The sequence below is a fragment of the uncultured Parasphingorhabdus sp. genome (assembly GCF_963677535.2).
Classification (GTDB): Bacteria; Pseudomonadota; Alphaproteobacteria; order Sphingomonadales; family Sphingomonadaceae; genus Parasphingorhabdus.
Map to the genome: position 1 here is coordinate 1,939,272 of NZ_CAXXUT010000003.1, position 21,408 is coordinate 1,960,679.

The 21,408-nt window shown below is 57.6% G+C and carries 20 protein-coding genes; 13 read left to right on the top strand and 7 right to left on the bottom strand.

Features of this window, described 5'->3' with window-relative positions; genetic code table 11:
* Positions 1–62 precede the first annotated feature (62 nt).
* Together ACHZCJ_RS16425 and clpB are read right to left on the bottom strand one after the other, a co-directional pair.
* Positions 63–1,118 (bottom strand): membrane dipeptidase, encoded by a 1,056-nt coding sequence (locus tag ACHZCJ_RS16425; protein WP_321327647.1) that lies wholly within the window; start codon positions 1,116–1,118, stop codon positions 63–65.
* Positions 1,119–1,227: 109 nt separating this feature from the next.
* Positions 1,228–3,807 carry an ATP-dependent chaperone ClpB gene (clpB, locus tag ACHZCJ_RS16430; protein ID WP_321327649.1) on the bottom strand — a complete coding sequence of 860 codons (2,580 nt, stop codon included), beginning with the start codon at positions 3,805–3,807 and terminating at the stop codon, positions 1,228–1,230.
* Positions 3,808–3,966: 159 nt separating this feature from the next.
* Between clpB and ACHZCJ_RS16435 the strand changes: the two genes are divergently transcribed.
* Both ACHZCJ_RS16435 and ACHZCJ_RS16440 read left to right on the top strand, forming a co-directional pair.
* Complete coding sequence (locus tag ACHZCJ_RS16435) at positions 3,967–6,171, top strand: penicillin acylase family protein (protein ID WP_236553922.1); 2,205 nt, start codon at positions 3,967–3,969, stop codon at positions 6,169–6,171.
* A 442-nt stretch (positions 6,172–6,613) separates the two neighbouring features.
* Positions 6,614–7,624: an NAD(P)-dependent alcohol dehydrogenase gene (locus ACHZCJ_RS16440; protein ID WP_321327651.1), complete on the top strand. Its 1,011-nt coding sequence runs from the start codon at positions 6,614–6,616 to the stop codon at positions 7,622–7,624.
* Between the two features lie 36 nt (positions 7,625–7,660).
* On the opposite strand, the gene nadB is transcribed toward ACHZCJ_RS16440, so the two are convergent.
* Together nadB and ACHZCJ_RS16450 are read right to left on the bottom strand one after the other, a co-directional pair.
* The gene (gene nadB, locus ACHZCJ_RS16445; protein ID WP_321327652.1) at positions 7,661–9,253 is read right to left on the bottom strand and encodes an L-aspartate oxidase; all 1,593 of its coding nucleotides are present in this window, start codon (positions 9,251–9,253) and stop codon (positions 7,661–7,663) included.
* The gene (locus ACHZCJ_RS16450) at positions 9,250–10,188 is read right to left on the bottom strand and encodes an ABC transporter ATP-binding protein (RefSeq protein ID WP_321327653.1); all 939 of its coding nucleotides are present in this window, start codon (positions 10,186–10,188) and stop codon (positions 9,250–9,252) included. Before ACHZCJ_RS16450 ends, nadB begins: the two co-directional genes overlap by 4 nt.
* A gap of 408 nt (positions 10,189–10,596) precedes the next feature.
* Between ACHZCJ_RS16450 and ACHZCJ_RS16455 the strand changes: the two genes are divergently transcribed.
* The 8 genes from ACHZCJ_RS16455 (at position 10,597) to ACHZCJ_RS16490 (ending at position 15,575) form a co-directional block, all read left to right on the top strand.
* Complete coding sequence (locus ACHZCJ_RS16455; RefSeq protein ID WP_321327655.1) at positions 10,597–11,139, top strand: DUF4402 domain-containing protein; 543 nt, start codon at positions 10,597–10,599, stop codon at positions 11,137–11,139.
* A gap of 68 nt (positions 11,140–11,207) precedes the next feature.
* Positions 11,208–11,417 (top strand): zinc-finger domain-containing protein, encoded by a 210-nt coding sequence (locus tag ACHZCJ_RS16460; protein ID WP_159644050.1) that lies wholly within the window; start codon positions 11,208–11,210, stop codon positions 11,415–11,417.
* A 48-nt stretch (positions 11,418–11,465) separates the two neighbouring features.
* Positions 11,466–12,893 carry a metalloprotease TldD gene (gene tldD, locus ACHZCJ_RS16465; protein ID WP_321327656.1) on the top strand — a complete coding sequence of 476 codons (1,428 nt, stop codon included), beginning with the start codon at positions 11,466–11,468 and terminating at the stop codon, positions 12,891–12,893.
* A gap of 22 nt (positions 12,894–12,915) precedes the next feature.
* Entirely contained in the window at positions 12,916–13,449 is a 534-nt protein-coding gene (locus ACHZCJ_RS16470; RefSeq protein ID WP_321327657.1) for a DUF924 family protein, read from the top strand.
* Positions 13,450–13,454: 5 nt separating this feature from the next.
* Complete coding sequence (locus ACHZCJ_RS16475; protein WP_321327659.1) at positions 13,455–13,961, top strand: type II CAAX prenyl endopeptidase Rce1 family protein; 507 nt, start codon at positions 13,455–13,457, stop codon at positions 13,959–13,961.
* A gap of 12 nt (positions 13,962–13,973) precedes the next feature.
* On the top strand, positions 13,974–14,531 hold the full coding sequence (locus ACHZCJ_RS16480) for a pyridoxamine 5'-phosphate oxidase family protein (protein WP_321327661.1): 558 nt from the start codon (positions 13,974–13,976) through the stop codon (positions 14,529–14,531).
* 4 nt (positions 14,532–14,535) lie between these two features.
* On the top strand, positions 14,536–14,748 hold the full coding sequence (locus ACHZCJ_RS16485) for a DUF2007 domain-containing protein (RefSeq protein WP_321327663.1): 213 nt from the start codon (positions 14,536–14,538) through the stop codon (positions 14,746–14,748).
* Positions 14,745–15,575 carry a patatin-like phospholipase family protein gene (locus tag ACHZCJ_RS16490; RefSeq protein WP_159644036.1) on the top strand — a complete coding sequence of 277 codons (831 nt, stop codon included), beginning with the start codon at positions 14,745–14,747 and terminating at the stop codon, positions 15,573–15,575. The genes ACHZCJ_RS16485 and ACHZCJ_RS16490 overlap by 4 nt, the downstream gene beginning before the upstream one ends.
* A gap of 95 nt (positions 15,576–15,670) precedes the next feature.
* Here ACHZCJ_RS16490 and ACHZCJ_RS16495 read toward each other — a convergent pair whose 3' ends face one another.
* The 3 genes from ACHZCJ_RS16495 to ACHZCJ_RS16505 all read right to left on the bottom strand — a co-directional run bounded on the left by ACHZCJ_RS16495 (position 15,671) and on the right by ACHZCJ_RS16505 (position 17,821).
* Positions 15,671–16,213, bottom strand: coding sequence for a hypothetical protein (locus tag ACHZCJ_RS16495; RefSeq protein ID WP_321327665.1), 543 nt, complete (start codon positions 16,211–16,213; stop codon positions 15,671–15,673).
* A gap of 157 nt (positions 16,214–16,370) precedes the next feature.
* Positions 16,371–16,562 (bottom strand): helix-turn-helix transcriptional regulator, encoded by a 192-nt coding sequence (locus ACHZCJ_RS16500; RefSeq protein ID WP_321327667.1) that lies wholly within the window; start codon positions 16,560–16,562, stop codon positions 16,371–16,373.
* A 290-nt stretch (positions 16,563–16,852) separates the two neighbouring features.
* A complete protein-coding gene (locus ACHZCJ_RS16505) occupies positions 16,853–17,821 on the bottom strand; it encodes an IS1595 family transposase (RefSeq protein ID WP_321327669.1) in 969 nt (322 codons plus the stop codon).
* Positions 17,822–18,014: 193 nt separating this feature from the next.
* Here ACHZCJ_RS16505 and ACHZCJ_RS16510 point away from each other — a divergent pair, with 193 nt between their 5' ends.
* From ACHZCJ_RS16510 to ACHZCJ_RS16520, 3 genes are all read left to right on the top strand, one after another.
* The gene (locus ACHZCJ_RS16510; RefSeq protein ID WP_089134556.1) at positions 18,015–18,353 is read left to right on the top strand and encodes a P-II family nitrogen regulator; all 339 of its coding nucleotides are present in this window, start codon (positions 18,015–18,017) and stop codon (positions 18,351–18,353) included.
* Between the two features lie 16 nt (positions 18,354–18,369).
* On the top strand, positions 18,370–19,680 hold the full coding sequence (locus ACHZCJ_RS16515; protein ID WP_159644034.1) for an ammonium transporter: 1,311 nt from the start codon (positions 18,370–18,372) through the stop codon (positions 19,678–19,680).
* Between the two features lie 148 nt (positions 19,681–19,828).
* Positions 19,829–21,403: a sodium/solute symporter gene (locus ACHZCJ_RS16520; protein WP_321327670.1), complete on the top strand. Its 1,575-nt coding sequence runs from the start codon at positions 19,829–19,831 to the stop codon at positions 21,401–21,403.
* Positions 21,404–21,408: the final 5 nt, after the last annotated feature.

A 21,408-nucleotide genomic window follows, 5' to 3' on the forward strand; every position in this document is an offset into this window, starting at 1 on the left:
CCATAATGGGGGGAACAGGGGGATCGCACAATAGGCAGGAGCATCCGGAAGCGGTTCACGGTCTATCCGAGGACGTCAACAAGCACTCTCTGCCAGTTCCCGCCCATGATCTTCGATATTTCCGGCGGGCTGAAGCCTTCGGCCAGCAAGGCATCACGGATCGTCATCATGCGAGACAGATTATTCAGTTCCGGGATCACCACATGTTCCGGATCAACTTCATAGCCGGGGATACCGAGCTTTCGCATGGCTTGCCACCAGCCGAGATATTCCTTGACCCCCTGCTGATTGTCATTGTTCAACTTGCGCAGGTTTTCCTGCCCAGCCATCGGGAAATCATTGGAAATGCCGACTGCGTCAATCCCTCCGACATTGATCGCATGCCGGATATGGGCGACCAGGTGTTCGATCCTCGGCTTGCTGTCGTTCGTCAGCCAGAAGCTCATCATGAAGATACCGATGACACCGCCCTTGTCGGCAATGGCACGAATTCCTTCATCGGTGATGCAGCGGGGATGATCGACAATTGCCCGGCATGCTCCGTGGGAATAGACGACAGGCGACCGGCTTGCCTCCGTGGCCTCCAATATCGTGGGAATCGATCCGTGGGAAACGTCGGGCAGCAGACCCACCCGGTTCATTTCGGCGATGCCGGCGCGCCCCAGTTCAGTCAGACCGCTTTGTTCCCTCTCGATCGCGCCACCGGCAAATTTATTGTCATTATGATGAGTCAGCTGGAGAACCCGCAGCCCCTTGTCGTGGAAATACGCGATCCGGCTGAGGTCTTCGCCAATAGTTTCGCAGGACTGGAATTGCAGAAAGGCTGCACATCCCGGTCTGGACCCGATATCGCTTCCCCGGTCGGCAACGAAGACCTGATCACTGGCTTCTATCCGGCCGATAGCGGCGTCCAGAGCTGCGTCGTTCACGCCAAAATTACGCTGGTACCGCGGTGTCCCGTCGCTATCGCGGACTTCTTCGACTTCCGAGACATCGCAGATCATCGCAGTCAGGCCAGCCTGGCGGATTTCATCCAGATTGTCGGGAAGAAAACTCAAGCCATCAATCACCGGTGCTTGCCGAACGACACCGGTCAGGCTTCTCGCTGCGGCAGTCACATTACTGCTGCCAGCCAAAGCGCAGAGTGTGGAGGCTTGGACAAAGGACCGCCGGGACATGGATCGCAGGTTTTTCATATCCGCAATATGGATGCCCGGCGGCTAATTGTCATGCAGTTTCCATCTTCAGCGCACCGTCGCCTTCGTCGATCTTGACCGTCGATCCATCCGGAACCTGACCGCGCAGGATCATGTCGGCGAGCGGATCCTGAAGATATTTCTGGATCGCCCGTTTCAGCGGCCGTGCGCCGTAAACCGGATCATAGCCGACCCGTCCCAGCCAACGCCTTGCTGCATCGGTAAGGTCGAGTTCGATTTTCCGGTCCTTGAGCAGTTTTTGCACCCGTGAAACCTGGATATCGACGATCGGTGCCATATGTTCTTCGGACAGCCTGTGGAACAGGATGATCTCGTCCAGACGGTTGAGGAATTCCGGACGGAAATGCGCGCGGACGACCTCCATCACCTGTGGTTCGACATCCTTGACGGTCTCGCCATCCTTCATGTTCGCCATATATTGGCTGCCCAGGTTGGAAGTCAGGATGATCAGCGTGTTGGAGAAATCCACCACGCGGCCCTGACCGTCGGTCAGACGCCCGTCGTCGAGAACCTGCAGCAGCACGTTGAACACGTCGCCATGGGCCTTTTCGACCTCGTCAAACAGGATCACCTGATAGGGACGCCGGCGAACCGCTTCGGTCAGTACGCCGCCTTCATCATAGCCGACATAGCCCGGAGGGGCACCGATCAGCCGTGATACGCTGTGCTTCTCCATGAATTCGGACATGTCGATCCGGACCATCGCCTGGTCGTCGTCAAACAGGAAGCCGGCGAGCGCCTTGGTCAGTTCGGTCTTGCCGACCCCGGTCGGGCCGAGGAACAGGAAGCTGCCCAGCGGACGGTTAGGGTCCTGCAGTCCGGCACGACTGCGGCGAACAGCAGCGGAGACAGCCTCAACCGCATCCTTTTGGCCGATCACGCGCTTGCCGATGATGTCTTCCATCGCCAGCAACTTCTCGCGTTCACCCTCGAGCATTTTGTCGACCGGAATACCGGTCCATTTGGAAACGACCGCGGCAATGTCCTCGGAGGTCACTTCCTCGCGCAGCATCGCCCCTTCGGTATCTCCTGCCGCCTCCTCGAGCGCCTTTACCAGATTGGGTATCGTTCCGTAGCTCAGCTCGCCGGCCTTGGCGAGATCGCCAGCCCGTTCGGCCTGCTCCAGTTCGAGCCGGGCATGGTCAAGCTTCTCCTTGAGCTCGGCTTCGGCATTAATCTTGTCTTTCTCACCCTGCCAACGCGTGGTGAGCTCGGTGCTTTGCTGCTGAAGTTCCGCCAGTTCCTTCTCGAGCGTTTCCAGACGGCCCTTGGACGCATCGTCGCTTTCCTTGGACAGTGCCTCGCGCTCGATTTTGAGCTGGATGATCCGGCGGTCGAGCGTTTCGATCTCTTCCGGCTTGGATTCGACTTCCATGCGGATGCGCGACGCCGCCTCGTCCATCAGGTCGATCGCCTTGTCGGGCAGGAAACGGTCGGGAATATAGCGGTTGGAAAGCGCTGCTGCGCTGACGATCGCGCCGTCGGTGATCCGCACGCCATGGTGCAGCTCATATTTCTCTTTCAGCCCACGCAGGATCGAAACCGTGTCTTCCACGGTTGGTTCGCCGATGAACACCGGCTGAAAGCGACGCTGCAGCGCTGCGTCCTTTTCGACATATTTCTGATATTCGTTGAGGGTGGTTGCGCCAATACAATGCAATTCGCCGCGGGCCAGTGCCGGCTTGAGCAGGTTGGAAGCGTCCATTGACCCTTCCGACGCGCCAGCGCCCACCAGAGTGTGCATCTCGTCGATGAACAGGATGATTTCGCCTTCGGCGCCGCGCACTTCGTCGAGCACGCTTTTCAGCCGCTCTTCAAACTCGCCACGATATTTCGCGCCGGCGATCAGCGACCCCATGTCGAGCGCCATCAGACGCCGGTCCTTCAGGCTGTCCGGCACATCGCCATTGGCTATACGCAGTGCCATGCCCTCGGCGATAGCGGTCTTGCCGACGCCGGGCTCACCGATCAGGACTGGGTTGTTCTTGGTCCGGCGCGCCAATATCTGGATCGTGCGGCGGATTTCCTCGTCGCGACCGATGACCGGATCGAGCTTGCCGTCGCGCGCCGCCTGAGTCAGGTCGCGGGTGTATTTTTCCATCGCTTCATAGGCGTCCTCGGCGGAAGCCGTATCGGCCGAGCGGCCGCCGCGCAGTTCGTTGATAGCCGTGTTCAGCGCTTCGGCGGTTACACCGGACGCCTGCAGGGCCTTGCCCGCCGCCGTGTCTTTTGACAGGAGTAGCGCAAGCAGCAGCCGTTCCACCGTGACATAGCTGTCTCCCGCCTTCTCGGCGATCTGTTCTGCCTGATCGAGCACCCGGACGGCATCATTGTTGAGGCCCGGCGTCTGCTGCGCTCCGCTGCCCGAGACTGCGGGAATTTTAGCGAGGGCAGCATCAATTTCCTGATGGGCTTTCCTGGCATCGCCGCCCGCTTTGGTAATCAGCCCTGCGGCCATGCCCTGATCGTCTTCGAGCAATGCCTTCGCCAGATGCGCGGCGGTGATCTGCTGGTGGCTCATCCGGATTGCGACGGTCTGGGCAGATTGCAAAAAGCCCTTGGCGCGGTCGGTGAATTTCTCAAGGTTCATCGGTTCATCCTGTTTCGTCTCGGTGTCTTGTGACAAATATGGTGTTGCAGTCGTGCAACACAACCATATTCAAAACTTTTTCCTTGAAACTTATATGGTAAGCGCTTTCGAGTGTAAAAGAGCACATGGTTTATGGTGCTGGCGGAGAGGATAAAATACGTGAAAACACTTAAGCGTCTGGGGATCGGGCTGCTCGCGATCATTGTGCTGGTGGCTATTGGCCTTGCTGTCTGGGAACCGATGGGTGTGGAGCAACCCGCGCCGCCGCCGGAAGGCACCTATGAAGCCCGTATTGTCCGCGATGAATTTGGTGTGCCGCATATTTTCGGCAAGACCGATGCCGATGTCGCCTATGGCGTGGCCTATGCCCATAGCGAAGATGATTTCTCCACGCTGCAGGAAGTAACGGCGATGACGCGGGGCCGGATGGCGACGCTCAACGGATCCGAAAGCGCGCCGATCGACTATATCGCGGCGCTCCTCGACGTGCGCGGGACGGTGAACCGCAAATATGATCAATTGCCGACCGATGTCCGCGCGGTGCTGGACGGCTACGCATCCGGACTAAACGCTTATGCCGCGGAGCACCCCGAAGAGGTGAAGCTGGCGAAACTATTCCCCGTCAACGGACAGGATATTGCCGCCGGTTTCGTGCTGCGGTCGCCCTTTTTCTTTGGCCTCAACAATCCGATTGAAGCGCTGGTCCAGAACAAGCCGCTGCCGCGCGAAGGCGGTCCGCGCCTCTCCGACGAGCCGGTCAAGACCTCGATCCATCCGCTCAGCCCCGACAAGCTGATCGAAGAGGACTCCGCAACACCGGTCGGCCCCGACCCGGATGAAAATGGCTCCAACGCTTATGCGCTTGCGCCGGAACTCTCGCCCGAAGGGAAGACCCGCCTGATTTCCAATTCGCACCAGCCCCTGCGCGGCAATGTCGCCTGGTACGAACTGGTCGTGCACAGCGAGGAAGGCTGGGACTTTGCCGGCGCCAATTTCCCCGGTTCGCCGTTTCCGTTTCTCGGGCACAACAAATATCTCGGCTGGACCAATACCGTCAACCGGCCCGATCTGGTCGATATCTACAAGCTCACGCTGAACGACAAGAAAGATGCCTATCGCTTTGATGGTGAATGGAAAGCGCTGGAGAAAAAGCGCGTCTGGCTGAAGATCAAGTTCGGGCCGTTCGTCATTCCCTATCCGCAGGTCGCCTATCGTTCGATCCACGGGCCGGTGATCATCAACGACAACGGCGCCTATGCGCTGCGCTATGCCGGTATCGACGAGCTCGACATGCTGACTCAATATTACCGGATCAACAAGGCGCGCAATTTCGACGAATGGCAGGCGGCGATGGCGGGGCAGGGCGTCCCGGCGACCAATTTCATCTATGCCGATGCCGAGGGCAATATCGGGATGTACTATAACGCAATGTTCCCTGACCGGCCCGAAGGCTATGACTGGCGTGGGATATTGCCGGGAGACAGTTCAAAGGCCCTGTGGCAAAAAACCCTGCCCTTCACCCGCGTACCCGCTTTGGTCAATCCGGCATCGGGCTACGTCATGAACGCCAACAATACGCCCTATATCGCGGCGGGGCCAGGGGACGAGCTCAAACCCGACAATTTCTCGCCGCTGCTGGGCGTCGAGAATGACCAGACCAACCGGTCGCGCCGGTCGATTGCCTTGCTGGAGCGCGCCAATGCCGACGGCAAGATCACCGATTCTGAATTGTGGGCGATCAAATATGACACCGGCTACGAGAAAGCGGGCTATGCGAAGGACTGGCTCGACCGGATTGCCGCGCTCGATCTGAAAGACAGTGCCAAGCTGCTCGAGGCGCAGCAATTGCTGGTCCAGTGGGACTGGAATCTCGATGGCAAGGGTCCGGCAGACGCGCTCGCGCTGATGGTGCTGCGCCCCGCCAACAAGTCGCATTATAACCGCGGCAAGATGCCCGATCCGCGCGAAATATTGCAGGAAACCGTCGGCCATCTGACAACATATTTCGACAGGATCGATCCGCCGATGATGGATGTACTACGCATGCGCCAGGGCGATGTCGATCTGCCGGTTGATGGCGGCAATGACACGATCCGCGCGTCGACCCTCTGGGATGTCGAAGGGGACGGGCGCCTGTCCGTGCGCCATGGCGACAGTTTCATCATGTTCATGGAATGGACGAAGGACGGCAAGGTCCACTCCCGCTCGATCCAGCCCTTCGGCGCCGCAACCACACGTCCGGACTCGCCGCATTATACCGACCAGATGCAGATGTTTGTCGACAAGAAACTCAAGCCAGTGCGGTTTGATCCCGCAGAGCTGGAGAAGCACAAGACGAGTGACAAGGTGGTGCGGGGGACCTGACAGACCGGCACGCCTAGTCCGCAGGGCTCCGCGTCAAGCGCGGAGCACATTATTGCAGGCGCTCGCTGGAACAGATGCTGTGCCCCGCACATGATGCGGAGCCTTGGAGGCAAACACTTCCTCAGGATAACCGAGTCCTATTCCCTGCCTCGCGTGGCAGGTCTATGCGGTGCAAAGACCTCGCGGCGGAGACATTCACCCGACCCCGGCCAGTTGCATCGGCTTGCCAACAGGAGGTGAAACCTCTGTCGTTTGAACCAGAACATCCGGCGAAACAGGAGGCGAGCGTCAAGCGGGTGCGATCGACTGGCAAAGCGGCAGGATATTATCCCGTCGACGATGGTCGTGACCTTCGGGCTCACCTGATATGACAGTGTCTTAAAGCGCCGGGATATGACAGGTTCGCTCAAAATCAGATCGCGAGCACAGGAGAATCGCCACCATGCGCACTGTAAAGGCATTTGCAGCCCATCAGGCCGGAAACCAGCTGGAACCGTTCGAATATCAACTGGGGCCTTTGGGCTCCCACGATATCGATATCAGGGTCGAGCATTGTGGTCTCTGCCATACCGACCTCAGCTTGCGCAACAACGCCTGGGGCATCACCGAATTTCCCTTCGTCGGCGGGCATGAAGCCACCGGCACCGTGATCGAGACGGGCACTGAAGTGACACATGTCAAGACAGGCGACCGCGTCGGGCTGGGCGGCCATTCGCATTATTGCATGACCTGTTCACAATGCCTGAACGGCGATCACAATCTCTGCGAGACCGTGCAGTCTACGGTGTCACCCGGCCGTCACGGGGCATTTGCGGACATCGTCCGGGCGTCGGGCGTCAGCGTGATAAAATTGCCGGACGGACTGGATTCCCGGGATGCAGGGCCATTGTTCTGCGCAGGCATCACCGTTTTCAATCCCTTTGTAAAATTTGACATCAAGCCAACCGACCGCATCGCTGTGCTGGGCATTGGCGGCCTGGGGCATCTGGCATTACAATTCGGCAAGGCCTGGGGCTGCCATGTCACGGCGCTGACGTCCAGTGCCTCCAAAAATGACGAAGCTATGGCTTTCGGTGCCCATGATGTAATCAATTCTCGCGACCCCGAGGCGATAGCCGCGGCAGCAGGCAGCTTCGACGTGATTTTGAGCACGGTCGATGTGGCACTGGACTGGAATGCCATTATTGCCATGCTGAAGCCAAAAGGCCGATTGCACTTTCTCGGCGTTCAGGCTGTGCCTGCCGAGTTGCAGCTGATGCCTCTGATGTTTTCCCAATTGTCGCTTTCTTCCTCCCTCGTCGGGAGCCCTCGGACACTTGCCGACATGCTTGAGTTTTGCGCGCGCCATAACATCAAAGCTGTTACCGAGCATTTCCCCTTCGAGAAGATCAACGAGGCGCTGGCGCATCTGGAGAGTGGGAAGGCGCGCTATCGTATCGTGCTGGACAATTGACGCGAGTGCCTGCGATCGGCCGGACTGGAATCCGGTTTAAGGCACCAGCACCGTATCAACCGCCTTGGGCAGCAGGTCCGGATAATCGGTGATATAGTGCAAGCCCCGGCTTTCCTTCCTCGCCAGGGCTGACTTCACGATCAGATCCGCAACTTCGATCAGGTTGCGCAGTTCGATCAGATCCTGGGTCACGCGGAAATTGCTGTAATATTCCTCAACTTCCTCGCGCAGCAGGTTAATGCGATTCTGGGCCCGCTCGAGCCTCTTGGTGGTGCGAACAATGCCGACATAATTCCACATGAAGCGGCGGATTTCGGTCCAGGTCTGCTTGATCACCACCTCCTCGTCGCTGTCGGTGACGCGGCTTTCGTCCCATGGCCGGATCGCCGGCGGAGCAGGGAGCTCGTCCCAGTGTTCGGCAATATCCCGCGCCGCCGCGTCACCGAAGACGAAACATTCGAGCAGGCTGTTGGAGGCCAGCCGGTTGGCACCGTGCAGGCCGCTTTCGCTGGCTTCACCCGCTGCATAAAGGCCGGGCAAGTCGGTGCGGCCGGCCAGATCGATCAATATCCCACCGCAGGTATAATGTTGTGCGGGAACCACAGGGATCGGCCCGGTTGTCATATCGATGCCAAGGCCAATCAGCTTGTCATAGATATTCGGGAAATGCCCCTTCACAAATTCCGGATCGCGGTGCGAGATGTCGAGATGGACATAGTCCAGCCCGAGCCGCTTGATCTCGTGGTCGTTGGCGCGCGCGACAATATCGCGCGGGGCCAGTTCCATCCGTTCCGGATCGAAGCGCCGCATGAAGCGGTCACCGGCTTCGTCGCCGGCATCGGCTGGCAGTGTGAGATGCCCGCCTTCGCCGCGCACCGCTTCGGTGATCAGGAAATTCTTGACCTCGAGATTATAGAGGCAGGTCGGGTGAAACTGCATCATCTCCATATTGGAAACCCGTGCACCCGCGCGCCAGGCCATGGCGATGCCGTCGCCGGTCGCGCCGCGCGGGGCGGTCGAGAACAGATAGGTCCGTCCGGCTCCGCCGCTCGCCATGATCGTCGCGCGCGAAGTCAGCGTCTCGACATGGCCGGTTTCGTTGTTCAGCGCATAGACGCCCCAGACATTTTTCGCGCCGGTCGGCGCCTCCGCATGGCGATCGACGATCAGGTCGATCGCTACCATATGCGGGCGTAGCGTGATGTTCGGGTGGGCCGCAGCGGTATTCTGCAAGGCTTCCTGCACCGCCCAGCCGGTAGCGTCGTCGACATGGACGATCCGCCGGTGGCTGTGGCCGCCCTCGCGGGTCAGGTGGAGGACTTCCGCTTCCTTGTTGAACGGCACCCCCATATCCTCCAGCCGCTCGATCGCGGCCGGCGCATTTTCGACGACAAATTCAACCGTTTTGCGGCGATTGAGACCGGCACCGGCGACCATCGTGTCGTTGATATGGTTCTCGAACGTGTCACCGGCGTCGAGCACAGCGGCGATCCCGCCCTGCGCCCAGGCTGTGGAGCCGCCGGTCAGTTCACCCTTGGCCAGCACCAGCACCTTGTGGGTACGGGCGAGCGTGATTGCCGCGCTCAGTCCGGCGGCGCCGGACCCGACAATGATGACATCGTGATTCATGCCGCTTTGGCGCGGGTCAGGTTGAGAAACACATCCTCAAGATCCGCTTCCCGGGTGGTGACGTCGACGATCGCGAATCCGCGTTCCTGGATCGCTGCCATAACGCCACCGGCATTGGTCCGGTCCTTGTTATAGGTGACGGCAACCGTGCGGGGACCGATGATTTCGGCCTTTTCAAACAGGTCATTGGCAAAAGAAACCGCATCCTGTGCCTCGCTGATGTCGCGGTCCAGCGTCAGTTCGACGAGCTTTTCACGCGCCATATCGACCAGTTCGGGAGTCGGCTTGTTGGCGATCAGCTTGCCGTGATTGATAATCGCGATACGCTCGCAGAGATTTTCCGCTTCCTCGAGATAATGCGTTGTCAGCACGATGGTAACGCCGGCCTTGTTGAGTTCCACCACATATTCCCAGAGCTGCTGGCGCAGATCGATGTCGACGCCCGCGGTCGGCTCGTCGAGCACCAGTATCGGCGGCGAATGGACCATGGCCTTGGCCACCAGCAGCCGCCGCTTCATCCCGCCCGACAGCGTCCGGGCGTAGGCGTCGGCCTTGTCTTCCAGATGGACGGCGCGCAGCAATTCCATGGTCCGGCGCTTCGCTTTCGGGACGCCGTAGAGGCCGGCCTGCACTTCCAATGCTTCTGAGGGCGTGAAAAACGGATCGAAGATGATTTCCTGCGGAACGATGCCGATCGACGCTTTCGCGTTGCGCGGGCTGTCATCGATATCGAAGCCCCAGATGCTGGCACTGCCACTCGTCTTGCGCACCATCCCGGAGAGGATGTTGATCAATGTCGACTTGCCGGCACCATTGGGCCCCAATAGTCCGAAAATCGAACCGCGCGGTACGTCAAAGCTGACATCGTCCAACGCCTGTTTGCCGCCGGCATATGTTTTGGAAAGATTCTGTATCGATATTGCTGCATCATTCATTCGGGCGGCATACCCAGTTTAATTCTCATAATCAAAGGCTTTGGCAGGAGCGCAACATGGAGGGGCAGGCAGCATCCTGAGCAGGCTGTGATGCCGGGGTGTTATCATGCTTGTCCAACCAATATGCGGGTTCGCATCAATTGGTAACCGCTCCGTTAACCATGTTTTCGGCCCATTTGCTTCATGTCTTCCGGCTAGCCCGTAAACAATATGGGAGAAAGAAAATGCGGCCGGTCAACAGGATATTGGGTGAACTTGTTGGCGGCAGAATGAATAATATTATCAAATAATATCAATATTATATGTCGTTATCTTGAAAGGTTACGATGAATTTAACCATGCGGATAAAGATAAAGTTACACCTATCGATATAAGAGAGTTAACATCCGATATAGGACAGATTTTGTGATGACCAGAGAACAAATCTTACCACGCCTGATTGGTGGCCTTTTCGTCGTGCTTGTCATTCTGACAGGTTCGCCGGCCGCCTTTGCCCAGGCTAGCAATACCGATGCCCGGGCGGTGACCATAGGTCCGCTATCCGTGGTGAAGACCCAGGATCTGCGATATGGCAATATCATATCCGGAACCGGAAATGGCACCGTCACCGTCGATACCCGCAACGGCAATGTATCGACTACGGGTGATGCGACGCTGGCCGGTGGCGAGACCGGTCCGGCCAATTTCATAATCTATGGCGGGCCGAACCAGATCGTCGAAATATCGATCCCTGGGTCCTTGATGGTAACCCATACGAACGGCACGGACCAGATGCGGGTGGACCAGCTTGCGATCGGCAACGGAAACCGGAATTTCAGCACGTTCGTCCGCGGTCTGCTGGGGACACTCGGCATTTATAATCTGACGGTCGGCGGGCGGTTGCGCGTGAATGGCAATCAGCAGACGGGGGCCTATCGCGGGTCCTTCATCATGACCGTCGATTATCAATGATATTGTATCATTGCAGACGGGCGTGAGAAAATATTGCGCGCCCGCAAATCTGTTGCTAATTCACCGCCATGATTGAAACTCCCGAAATCGTCAAAACCTCGAAAAAACGCGTATCCTGCGACGGAGCCACCGATATCCCGGGCGGCGCTGCCTTGGGCCACCCCCGCGTCTGGCTGGAAATTGACGAAAAGGGCTATGTCGAATGCGGCTATTGCGACCGGCGATTCGTTCTGATCGGCGGCCCCGCTGACATCTCCCCGGCACTCGCCAAAGATTAATCCGACATAGGGGGTGTAAGCTCCCCAATATATTTCTATATATACGGGATGACAGAAAAGCTCGATCCCCGCTCATTTCTTTATCGTCCCGACGGCCTTGACCCGGAGCGTGCCAAGGCGCTCGTTGCCGAGAGTCTGTCTGCATGCGACGATGGTGAACTCTATCTGCAATATAGCGCTATGGAGAGCTTCGGTTTTGACGACGGCCGACTGAAGACCGCGGACTACAGTACCGATAGCGGGTTCGGCCTGCGCGGGGTATCCGGCGAGATGACGGGTTTTTCCTACAGTAACGAAACCAGCGAAGCGGCGATAAAACGCGCAGCCCAGACCCTGCAATTGCTCGATCCGGCCAAGGGGCAGAAAGCCCCGCCGCCGCGCGGCAGTAACCGGCATCTCTATGGCGAGGCGAATCCGCTGGAGGCGATACCCTTCGCCAAGAAAGTTGCGCTTTGCCAGCAGATTGATACCGCTGCCCGCGCGCGCGATTCCCGCGTCTCGCAGGTTTCCGTTGGCCTGTCCGGCAGCTGGAGTGTCGTCGAAATTGTTCGTCCTGATGGCTTTGTCGCCACCGATGTTCGGCCTCTGGTACGGCTCAATGTTTCGATCGTAGCGGAACAGAACGGCCGGCGCGAAAGCGGCAGCTTCGGCATGGGCGGACGCTATCTTTACGACGATTTGTTCGAGGAAGCGCGCTGGAACCGTGCAGTCGACGAGGCTCTGGCGCAGGCTCTGGTCAATCTCGAGAGCGTGGACGCGCCAGCCGGTGAACAGACCGTTTTGCTCGGCCCCGGCTGGCCCGGCATCATATTGCACGAAGCCATCGGCCATGGCCTTGAAGGCGACTTCAACCGCAAGGGCACCAGTGCCTTTTCCGGCAAGATCGGCCAGCGCGTGGCGGCACCGGGCGTCACCGTGGTCGATGACGGTTCGATCAAGGAACGGCGCGGATCGCTGAGCATTGATGACGAAGGCACGCCGACTCAGGAAAATGTCCTGATCGAGAATGGCATATTGAAATGCTATATGCAGGACCGTTTGAATGCCCGCCTGATGGGCGTACCGGCGACCGGGAACGGCCGCCGGGAAAGCTACGCCCATGCGCCGATGCCGCGGATGACCAATACGTTCATGCGGGGCGGCAAGGATGATCCCGACGAATTGATGAGCCGGGTCAAGAACGGCATTTATGCGAAAAGCTTCGGCGGCGGGCAGGTGGATATTGTCTCCGGCAAGTTCGTCTTCTCCTGTACCGAGGCGTACAAGATTGAAAACGGCAAGCTGGGCGCTCCTATCAAGGGCGCAACGCTGATTGGCGATGGGCCGACCGTGCTGACCAAGGTTTCCGGTATTGGCAATGACATGGCGCTCGACGAAGGCATCGGCATGTGTGGCAAGGGCGGCCAGTCCGTCCCCGCCGGTGTTGGCCAGCCGACCTTGCTGGTAGACGCCCTGACCGTCGGTGGCACGGCTTGACGAAAGGATCGATTGCATTCCCATGAACTGGCCTGCTGACATATTATCCTTCTGGTTTGACGAGTTGGACCCAGAGGACTGGTGGACCAGGAGCGATGCCACGGACGAGCAGATCGAGGAGCGGTTTCTCGAACTCTGGGAAGAGCTGAAATCGAAGACAGCGGACGATTTCCTGTCCTCTCCGGAGAACGCTCTGGCTGCCGTCATCCTTTTTGACCAGTTCCCGCGCAACATGTTCCGCGATAGTGCCGACGCCTATGCGACCGACCATCTGGCGCAGCAGATCGCTGGACAAGCAGTGGATATGGAACTGGATCAGCAATTGCCGGAGGATCGGCGGCCGTTCCTGTATATGCCGTTCATGCATGCCGAGGATCTCCAGTTACAGAACCGGTCTGTGACCCTGTTCACCAAATTGGGCAAGCAGCAGAAATATGCCAACGAGCATCGGGACGTGATTGCGAAATTCGGACGCTTCCCGCATCGCAACAAAATTCTCGGACGCCAGTTCCGCGCCGGAGAACAAGCGGCGGTCGATGCTGGGGCGAGCTGGTAACACCGATGCTGATTGCAGCGGTCAAGCAGACCTGGCGTGCTTTGACCGTCTGGCCCGATGCCGGTCGCTGGAAAGCCGCTTTCACGATTGCCGTTCCGACGGCAGCGATTATCGCACTGGCCGGGTTTCTCGGTGGCTGGCTTCGCCTAGCGCCGGCGCTCGACATGCCTTCGGGCCTGATGGCCGCTCTCATTCTGTTTATCATCCCCGCGCTGATCGAAGAGCTGATCTTTCGCGGCGTGCTCTTGTCCTGGCTCGCAACCTTTTCGCAGCGCTGGGGTAGCTGGCTTGCGGCCTTTCTGTTCATGCTCTGGCATCCGTTTCAGGCTCTGACCTTCGGCCCCCCATGGTCGGCGATTTTCCTGCAACCTTCGTTTCTATTTGCTACGTTCATCCTCGGCATAGTATTGACCCATATCCGGATTGTGTCGCAGTCCCTTTGGCCTGTGATCGTGATCCACTGGTTGCTGGTGTTGGTCTGGAAGCTGCTGTTCGGTGGCCCATTTTACTGAGAAGGGTGAGGCATGGCGGAATTTTTCGATGCACTGAAAGAAGATCATGTAGCGTTCATCGCAAAGCAGCCGATGTTCTTCGTTGCCACGGCGGCGGCGGACGGCCGGATCAATCTTTCGCCCAAGGGCTATGATGCCTTTCGCGTGCTCGGCCCTGACCGCGTTGCCTATCTCGACCTTGGTGGGTCGGGCAACGAGACCCACGCCCATCTCGTCGCCGATGGCCGGATCACCATCATGTTCAACAATTTTGCCAATCCCGCGCTGATCATGCGGCTTTATGGCACGGGCAAGCCGGTGCTGCCGCAGGATGAAGGCTGGAACGGACTGGCCGCGCATTTTGACCTATTGCCCGGCACTCGCCAGATATTCGACATCAAGGTGGACAATATCCAGACCAGTTGCGGCTGGGGCGTGCCGCGGATGGAGATGCTGGCCGAGCGCGAGACCTTGGTCAAATATCACCGCCAGGCCGATCCGGATGCCTGGGTGACCAAGACCGCCGGTCGGGTCAGAAGCATCGACGGCCTGCCAACGCGGGCGTCCGACCGCTATTTTGGCGAGCAGTAGATCAATGAGTCTGGTCGAACTGTCCCGTCATATGCACGGCATCGAAGCGGAGATCATCCGCGGGCGGCTGGAATCCGCCGGGATTGGCGCGGTCTGTTTCGACAGCAATGTCAATATTGCCGAAGGTGCAGGCATTGCCTTGCCGGCGCGGGTAATGGTGCTGGCCGAGGATCTGGCGGAAGCCAGGGCGATATTGGCGGAGGATGTTTCGCTATGAGTGGCGCCGGCAAATTGTCCCTTGCCCTGGGCGGCGGCGCGGGGCTGGGTTGGACCCATATCGGTGTATTGCGGGCGATCGATGATAGTCCGCTGGAAATTGCTGCGATTGCGGGCACGTCCATCGGAGCGATCACCGGAGCGAGCTATGCGGTCGGGAAGCTCGACTATCTCGAAGACATGGCGCGTAACGTCAACTTCCGGAACATGTTGCGCTTCATGGACCCGCATTTCAAGCGCGGCGCGGTCATGGGCGCGCGCAATATCGAGAAAGAACTGGAAACCGAATTCGGTCAGCTCTGCTTCGAAGATTTGCCCTTTCCGGTCGCGGCGGTTGCTGCAGACCTGCGTACCGGCGACACGATCGTGATGAAATCCGGCAAGCTGGTGCCGGCAATCCGTGCATCCATGTCCTTGCCCGGCATTTTCAAACCGGTTCAGCACGAAGGACGCCTGCTCGTTGACGGAGGGGCGGCTCTGCCGGTTCCGGTATCGCCGGTGCGGGCTCTGGCGCCGGAGGCGCTATGCCTTTCGGTCAATCTGCAGGATGATTTCCTCAACCGTTCGATTGCCGCGGGAATTGCAGAGCAGGGCAACAAGGAACCAAACAGCCTGGCGATCGTCAAGGCGTCGGTCGGGCTGTCCTTGCGCAACCTCAGCCGCTATTCGCTGGCGCTCGATCCCCCCGATTTCGCAATGTCGCCGCCTGTCGGTCATATCGACATCCAGAACTTTACCCGGGCCGAAGAACTGATCGATATTGGCCGCCGCGAGACCGAGAAAGTCATACCGCAAATAATCGCGAAAATGGCGGAGCGTGCTGCCTAAAATTTGGCAATAGTATACATGACAAAGCAGGTGATTCGTGTTAGATGATTCTCAGCATGACAGGCCGGTTGATGTTGAGGTTAATTCAGCGATGATTAGGGCTGGCGTTTCCCTTTACCGGCTTTTGGCCCCCTCTTTTGGGCCTTACGATGGGGAAGAAGAGGCCCTTCAAGAGATTTATCAAACGATGTTCTTATTGAGAGAAGGTCGGGCAGATCTGCCGCTAGAAACTTAGCTTTTCTAGCGGCCTCCATAATAAAGTCGCGATGGTAACCGCGGACCAGATTGATTGCTTTACCATCACTGGGGATGTCGGTTCTTGCCGTCTTGAAATTGTATAGCCCGTCGTCATCTATACCGAACAACACCCCGTGCGCGATTGCGTTCCTACACTGAATTATTTCGTCGAACTCCTTGGAAAATATGGAGTCCCAGGCTACTTTATTTTCGTCGCTAGTCATTGCAGTCAAGTATCCACCGATTTCTAATTTTCGGCGCATAGCGAGGGGTGAAGCGAGTAATGAAGTAGAGCTGCCATTCAAGCTGCAATGGCAGGCTATATAGACTTCAAGGGTGTATTCGATTTCAGCGCAGGCGCGAATTAGTATCCCCGTTGCGTGAAGCGAAGCGTCGTCCATTTCGCATTTTCTTGGAGTTTCCTCGTTTGACCTGTATATTTGAACCATGAACAATCCCGATCAAAAAAAAGAAGACGAGGTCCTAAAGCGGATGCTGAAAACACCGCCTAAGCCTCACAAAGAAAAAGGGAGCGACCGCAAAGCCGCTCCCAAAGATTCAAAAGGGGAATGAACCCTGCGCAGGTGGCACGTCTGGATGCCGGCGCTCGTTGATTACCTCGCTAATCCGGCCTTGGTTTACACCAACCAGCGCAGCCGCTTGGTGTTGATATAGGCCTTTTTCTTTAATGAGGTAGCGGATGTGAGCCGCCATTTCCTTGGTTACTGGTTTACTACTCTCACGCTTCATAATGGGTTCCTTTCCCATTGAGTGGTGAGAACAACCCTTGCAAAAGTGAAAATTCAATGTATTATTCCAGTTCTCACGCCGGAATGAAAATTCCACTTTTGGAGCTGGCGGGTTGTCCTCGAAAAACATTTGCCAACTTCAACGATCGGGCTCTGTCCATACGGATGGAGCCCGAGTCGTTTTCTTATCATGAAATTAACTATTTAGCGAGTCATTGTTCCCGATGTGTTCACGGGTAGTATCGTTTACGCTTTTCGCCGATCTGAGGCTTATTAAGCGTATATCGCTCGCTAGGCTGCAACAGGCCGCCGATAGGTCAGACGTTTGCCACGAGCACCTTTGAGGGCTTCTGTGGAGCGTTCAAAGTCATTCAACTCGCGGGTGTTATAGCGGAAGTCAAATTCAGCCGTGTAGCGGCGCAGATGCGCTTCGCTGACATGGTGATAAACGCCGATAATGCCGCGCTTCATAATGGAGAAGAAGCCTTCAATCGTGTTGGTGTGGAAAACGCCGTGACGGCCATATTCGCCGCGACTGTGGGCAACCACGCCGTGACCGACATATTCCTTGCCGACTGATTTGTAGCCGGAGTGTTCGTCTGTCATCAGCCAGCTACCACGGTGGGCATTGGTGACGAGAATATTGCGGAGCAACGGGCCGGTGACATTGGCAACATGGAAGCTGCGGACCTTGCCGCCACGCTCTACCAGAGAGACAACAGGCTGCTTGCCGCTGAATGGGCTTTTATGCTTGCCGTCACGCTGGCTTGCATGGCGGTTTGACAGTTTACCACCAACATAGGTTTCGTCGGCTTCTACGGTCTTGCCGTAGCCGCCAATAGGGCCTTGGTCAGTGTCTTTCATGGCTTCACGGATGCGATGCATCATGAACCATGCTGTTTTGTAGGTAACGCCGATCATACGGGCGATCTGATGTGCGCTCATACCTTTTTTGGATGAGCAAAGCAGATGATTGACAAGCAACCATTTATTGAGAGGGACTTTAGAGCGTTCAAAGACAGTGCCGACAGTCACGGTATATTGCTGGCGACAGTCATTGCACTGGACAACGCCTTTGCGGAGAACGCCTTCTGGATGCGCCTTGGTCTTGCGGCCACGCTGGGCAGGAAGCCGTTTCGCGTTGAACGAGCCACAGTGAGGGCAGACAGGGCCGTCTGGCCAGTGAAGGGCTTCCAGATGCTCACGGGCAGCGTCTTCATTGGTGAAGCGAGGGGCGAAAATGTCGATTGCGTTTTCCATGCATTATCAATGCACTAAAAGGGCTGCTTTGTCAAGTATACAATTGCCTAAAATTTATGCACTCGTGCTGCATTGCACAAAATTTACTCTTTCTTAAGAGGCGCGATTTTGTGAAAATCCCCTGAATCCAAAGACTTCCGATTCTGGCACGAGCTTTGCGAGGTAACCCCCGGTAACAACAATAGGGGGCGTAATGAAATTTATCATAGCCATAATCAAACCGTTCAAGCTTGACGATGTTCGCGAAGCGCTGACCGGTGTCGGTGTGACCGGCATGACCGTAACCGAAGTCAAGGGCTTCGGTCGGCAAAAGGGCCAGACGGAAGTCTATCGCGGTGCGGAATATACCACCAACATGGTTCCGAAGCTGAAAATCGAGGTGGCGTGCAGCAGCGCTGTCGCAGCGCAGGCGGTTGAGGCCATTCAATCTGCCGCCGGTACGGAGTCGATCGGCGACGGCAAGATTTTCACAATCGGTCTGGAAGACGCGGTGCGTATTCGCACCGGCGAAACCGGCGACACAGCAATTTAATCGGGGAATTATGACAATGAGAAAATTTCTAACAATTTCCGCAGGGCTGGCGGTGATGGCTGCGGCCGCGCCCGCGCTGGCACAGGAGGCGGCTGAAGTGGCCGACCCCAGTGCCAACACAGCCTATATCTTCAATACCCTGTTGTTCCTTCTTGGCGGGTTCCTTGTCATGTGGATGGCCGCCGGGTTCGCGATGCTCGAAGCCGGCCTCGTGCGTTCCAAAAATGTTTCGATGCAATGTCTGAAAAATATCGGCCTTTATTCGATTGCCGGTATCATGTTTTGGTTCATCGGCTATTCGATTGCCTATCCGGGCTTCGAAGGCGGCTATTTCGGTATCGCCGATTTCCCTTACGCCATGCAGGGCGTGGGTGAAGCGGATGTCGACACCGGCTATTCGGTAGCGTCAGACTGGTTCTTCCAGATGGTTTTCTGCGCAACCACGGCGTCGATCGTTTCCGGTACCGTAGCGGAGCGCGTGAAAGTCATTCCGTTCTTCATCTTCGTTTTCGTGCTCACCGGTTTCATTTATCCGGTCATCGTGAGCTGGGAATGGGGCGCTGGCTGGCTCGACGCCATGGGCTTCAGTGACTTTGCCGGTTCCACGCTGGTCCACTCGACCGGTGGCTGGGCTGCTCTCGCCGGCGCCTTGATCATCGGCCCCCGTCTGGGTCGCTATGTCGATGGCAAGATCACGGTCATGCCCGGTTCAAGCATTCCGCTTGCTACCCTGGGTACGTTCATCCTGTGGCTTGGCTGGTTCGGCTTCAACGGCGCATCGCAGCTTGCCATGGGCACGATCGGTGATGTCAGCGACGTTTCCAAGATCTTCGTCAACACCAACATGGCCGCAGCTGGCGGTGTGGTAGTCGCGATCATCCTGACGCAGCTCATCTACAAGAAGATCGATGTCACGATGGCACTCAATGGTGCGCTGGCCGGGCTTGTCTCGATCACGGCAGAACCGCTGACACCGTCCGTTCCTGCCGCCTTGTTCATTGGCGGTATCGGCGGCGCGATCGTAGTGTTCGCTGTTCCGATGCTCGACAAGCTCAAGATCGACGATGTTGTCGGCGCCATTCCGGTCCACCTTCTGGCCGGTATCTGGGGCACGCTGATCGTTCCGCTTACCAACACCGAAGTGCCGTTTGTCGCGCAGCTGACCGGTGTGGTCGCAACCGGTGTCTTCGTGCTGATCACCAGCTCGATCATCTGGTTTGCTCTGAAATTCACCCTTGGTGTCCGTCCGACCGAAGAGCAGGAAATGCTCGGAATGGATATCGCCGAAGTGGGCGTCGAAGCCTACCCGGAATTTGCCAAGGGCTAACCTGTTTGGCGCCGGCCTTCTCCTCCCAATTCGGGTCGGCGCCTCACCTTGTTCCTCCTGCGAACAAACAACTTCAGGCCGGAGATGTGAGAGCATCCCGGCCTTTTTTTTATCCGGATTTGATTTCCACAGGTTTTGAACTGAATATATGAACAGTTTCGATTATATCGTGGTCATCGGCTATCTCGCGGCGATGCTGATATTCGGGATGGTCCTCAGCAAACAGAATGACGAGGGCGATTATTTCCTCGGCAACAAGGGGATCGGCTGGTTTCCGCTCGGTCTGTCGGCGATGGCCACCCAGTTGTCGGCGATCAGCTTCATTTCGGCACCGGCCTTTGTCGGGTTGCGGGAAGGCGGCGGGCTGAAATGGCTGACCTTCGAATTCGCGCTGCCGCTGGCGATGCTGCTGGTGATGTTCGTGATCATGCCGCCGCTCTACCGCTCGGGTGTGATCAGCATCTTCGACTTTCTGGAACAGCGGATCGGCCGGTCGACCCGTTTCCTGATCAGCGTTTCGTTCCAGATCGTGCGCGCCTTTGGTACCGGTATCATGGTCTATACGACCGGAATCATCATCGAGGCGGTGCTGGGCGTCCCATTCCTCCAGTCGATCCTGGCGATCAGTATCATAACCATCGTCTATTCCTTTCTCGGCGGCATCCGGGCGGTGGTCTATGCCGATGCGATCCAGATGGTGCTGATCGTTCTGGGCCTGCTGGTCTGTCTGGCCTATGCGATATCGATTATCGGCGGTTTTGATCTATTCTGGGCGAGCATCGATCCGGAACGGTTGCGGGTGGTCGACTGGACCTATGCGGGGCTGGTGACCGACGAATTTGCCCTATTGCCGATGCTTTTCGGCGGATTTGTGCTCTATGTGTCATATTATGCCTGCGACCAGACCCAGGCCCAGCGGTCGCTGTCGGCCAAAAGCCTCGGGGATATCCGCAAGTTACTCACGGCCAACGCCCTGCTGCGCTTTCCCGTCACGCTGCTCTATTGCATTACCGGCCTGGCGGTCGGTGTGATTGCCACGGGCGACAGCGCCTTTCTCTCGCTCATTCCGGATGATCGTCCGGACTATCTGATGCCCTTTTTCATCCTCGAATTTCTCCCTCATGGTGTCATAGGCCTGTTGCTGGTGGCAATCATGTCGGCGGCGATGTCGACGCTGAGTTCGGCGGTCAATTCGCTGTCGGCGGTGACCATCGAAGAACTGAAAGGCTACGGCCTGCGGATCGCTGATCCGCGCCGGGAGGTCCGCTTCGCCCGCTTGCTGGCGCTGCTCTGGGGCGGTGTGATTCTCTGTTTCTCCATCTATTCGGGCGATATTTCCGCCACGGTTGTCGAGGCGATCAATAAGGTTGGCTCGGCGCTATATGGACCGGTTCTGGGCGTGTTCCTGATCGCGATCCTGTGGAAGCGCAGAACCGTTTTGAGCAGCAATATCGGGTTTCTGACCGGCCTGTCGCTGAATCTTTACTTCTGGCAGTGCCAGCCCGGCCTGTTCTGGATGTGGTGGAATCTGATCGGCCTTCTGGTGACTCTCTCGGTTGCCATCGCGCTGTCACTGGCGTCTCGGAAAATGCCGCTTGCCGGCGGTCCTTCCCGCCGGATCACCAGTGGTGTCTCGCGGGCTCATATCCTCCTCGTGACGGCAGGCCTCACCCTGTTCGTTTTTTCGATCATCCTGATCTCCCTGTTGATCGAGAGATTATAGGCAGC

Bases quoted from the DNA above. Each gene is read 5' to 3' on its own strand.
- clpB (WP_321327649.1), bottom strand. From the start codon at position 3,807: ATGAACCTTGAGAAATTCACCGACCGCGCCAAGGGCTTTTTGCAATCT.
- ACHZCJ_RS16440 (WP_321327651.1), top strand. From the start codon at position 6,614: ATGCGCACTGTAAAGGCATTTGCAGCCCATCAGGCCGGAAACCAGCTG.
- nadB (WP_321327652.1), bottom strand. From the start codon at position 9,253: ATGAATCACGATGTCATCATTGTCGGGTCCGGCGCCGCCGGACTGAGC.
- ACHZCJ_RS16450 (WP_321327653.1), bottom strand. From the start codon at position 10,188: ATGAATGATGCAGCAATATCGATACAGAATCTTTCCAAAACATATGCC.
- ACHZCJ_RS16455 (WP_321327655.1), top strand. From the start codon at position 10,597: ATGACCAGAGAACAAATCTTACCACGCCTGATTGGTGGCCTTTTCGTC.
- ACHZCJ_RS16460 (WP_159644050.1), top strand. From the start codon at position 11,208: ATGATTGAAACTCCCGAAATCGTCAAAACCTCGAAAAAACGCGTATCC.
- tldD (WP_321327656.1), top strand. From the start codon at position 11,466: ATGACAGAAAAGCTCGATCCCCGCTCATTTCTTTATCGTCCCGACGGC.
- ACHZCJ_RS16470 (WP_321327657.1), top strand. From the start codon at position 12,916: ATGAACTGGCCTGCTGACATATTATCCTTCTGGTTTGACGAGTTGGAC.
- ACHZCJ_RS16475 (WP_321327659.1), top strand. From the start codon at position 13,455: ATGCTGATTGCAGCGGTCAAGCAGACCTGGCGTGCTTTGACCGTCTGG.
- ACHZCJ_RS16480 (WP_321327661.1), top strand. From the start codon at position 13,974: ATGGCGGAATTTTTCGATGCACTGAAAGAAGATCATGTAGCGTTCATC.
- ACHZCJ_RS16485 (WP_321327663.1), top strand. From the start codon at position 14,536: ATGAGTCTGGTCGAACTGTCCCGTCATATGCACGGCATCGAAGCGGAG.
- ACHZCJ_RS16490 (WP_159644036.1), top strand. From the start codon at position 14,745: ATGAGTGGCGCCGGCAAATTGTCCCTTGCCCTGGGCGGCGGCGCGGGG.
- ACHZCJ_RS16495 (WP_321327665.1), bottom strand. From the start codon at position 16,213: ATGGACGACGCTTCGCTTCACGCAACGGGGATACTAATTCGCGCCTGC.
- ACHZCJ_RS16500 (WP_321327667.1), bottom strand. From the start codon at position 16,562: ATGAAGCGTGAGAGTAGTAAACCAGTAACCAAGGAAATGGCGGCTCAC.
- ACHZCJ_RS16505 (WP_321327669.1), bottom strand. From the start codon at position 17,821: ATGGAAAACGCAATCGACATTTTCGCCCCTCGCTTCACCAATGAAGAC.
- ACHZCJ_RS16510 (WP_089134556.1), top strand. From the start codon at position 18,015: ATGAAATTTATCATAGCCATAATCAAACCGTTCAAGCTTGACGATGTT.
- ACHZCJ_RS16515 (WP_159644034.1), top strand. From the start codon at position 18,370: ATGAGAAAATTTCTAACAATTTCCGCAGGGCTGGCGGTGATGGCTGCG.
- ACHZCJ_RS16520 (WP_321327670.1), top strand. From the start codon at position 19,829: ATGAACAGTTTCGATTATATCGTGGTCATCGGCTATCTCGCGGCGATG.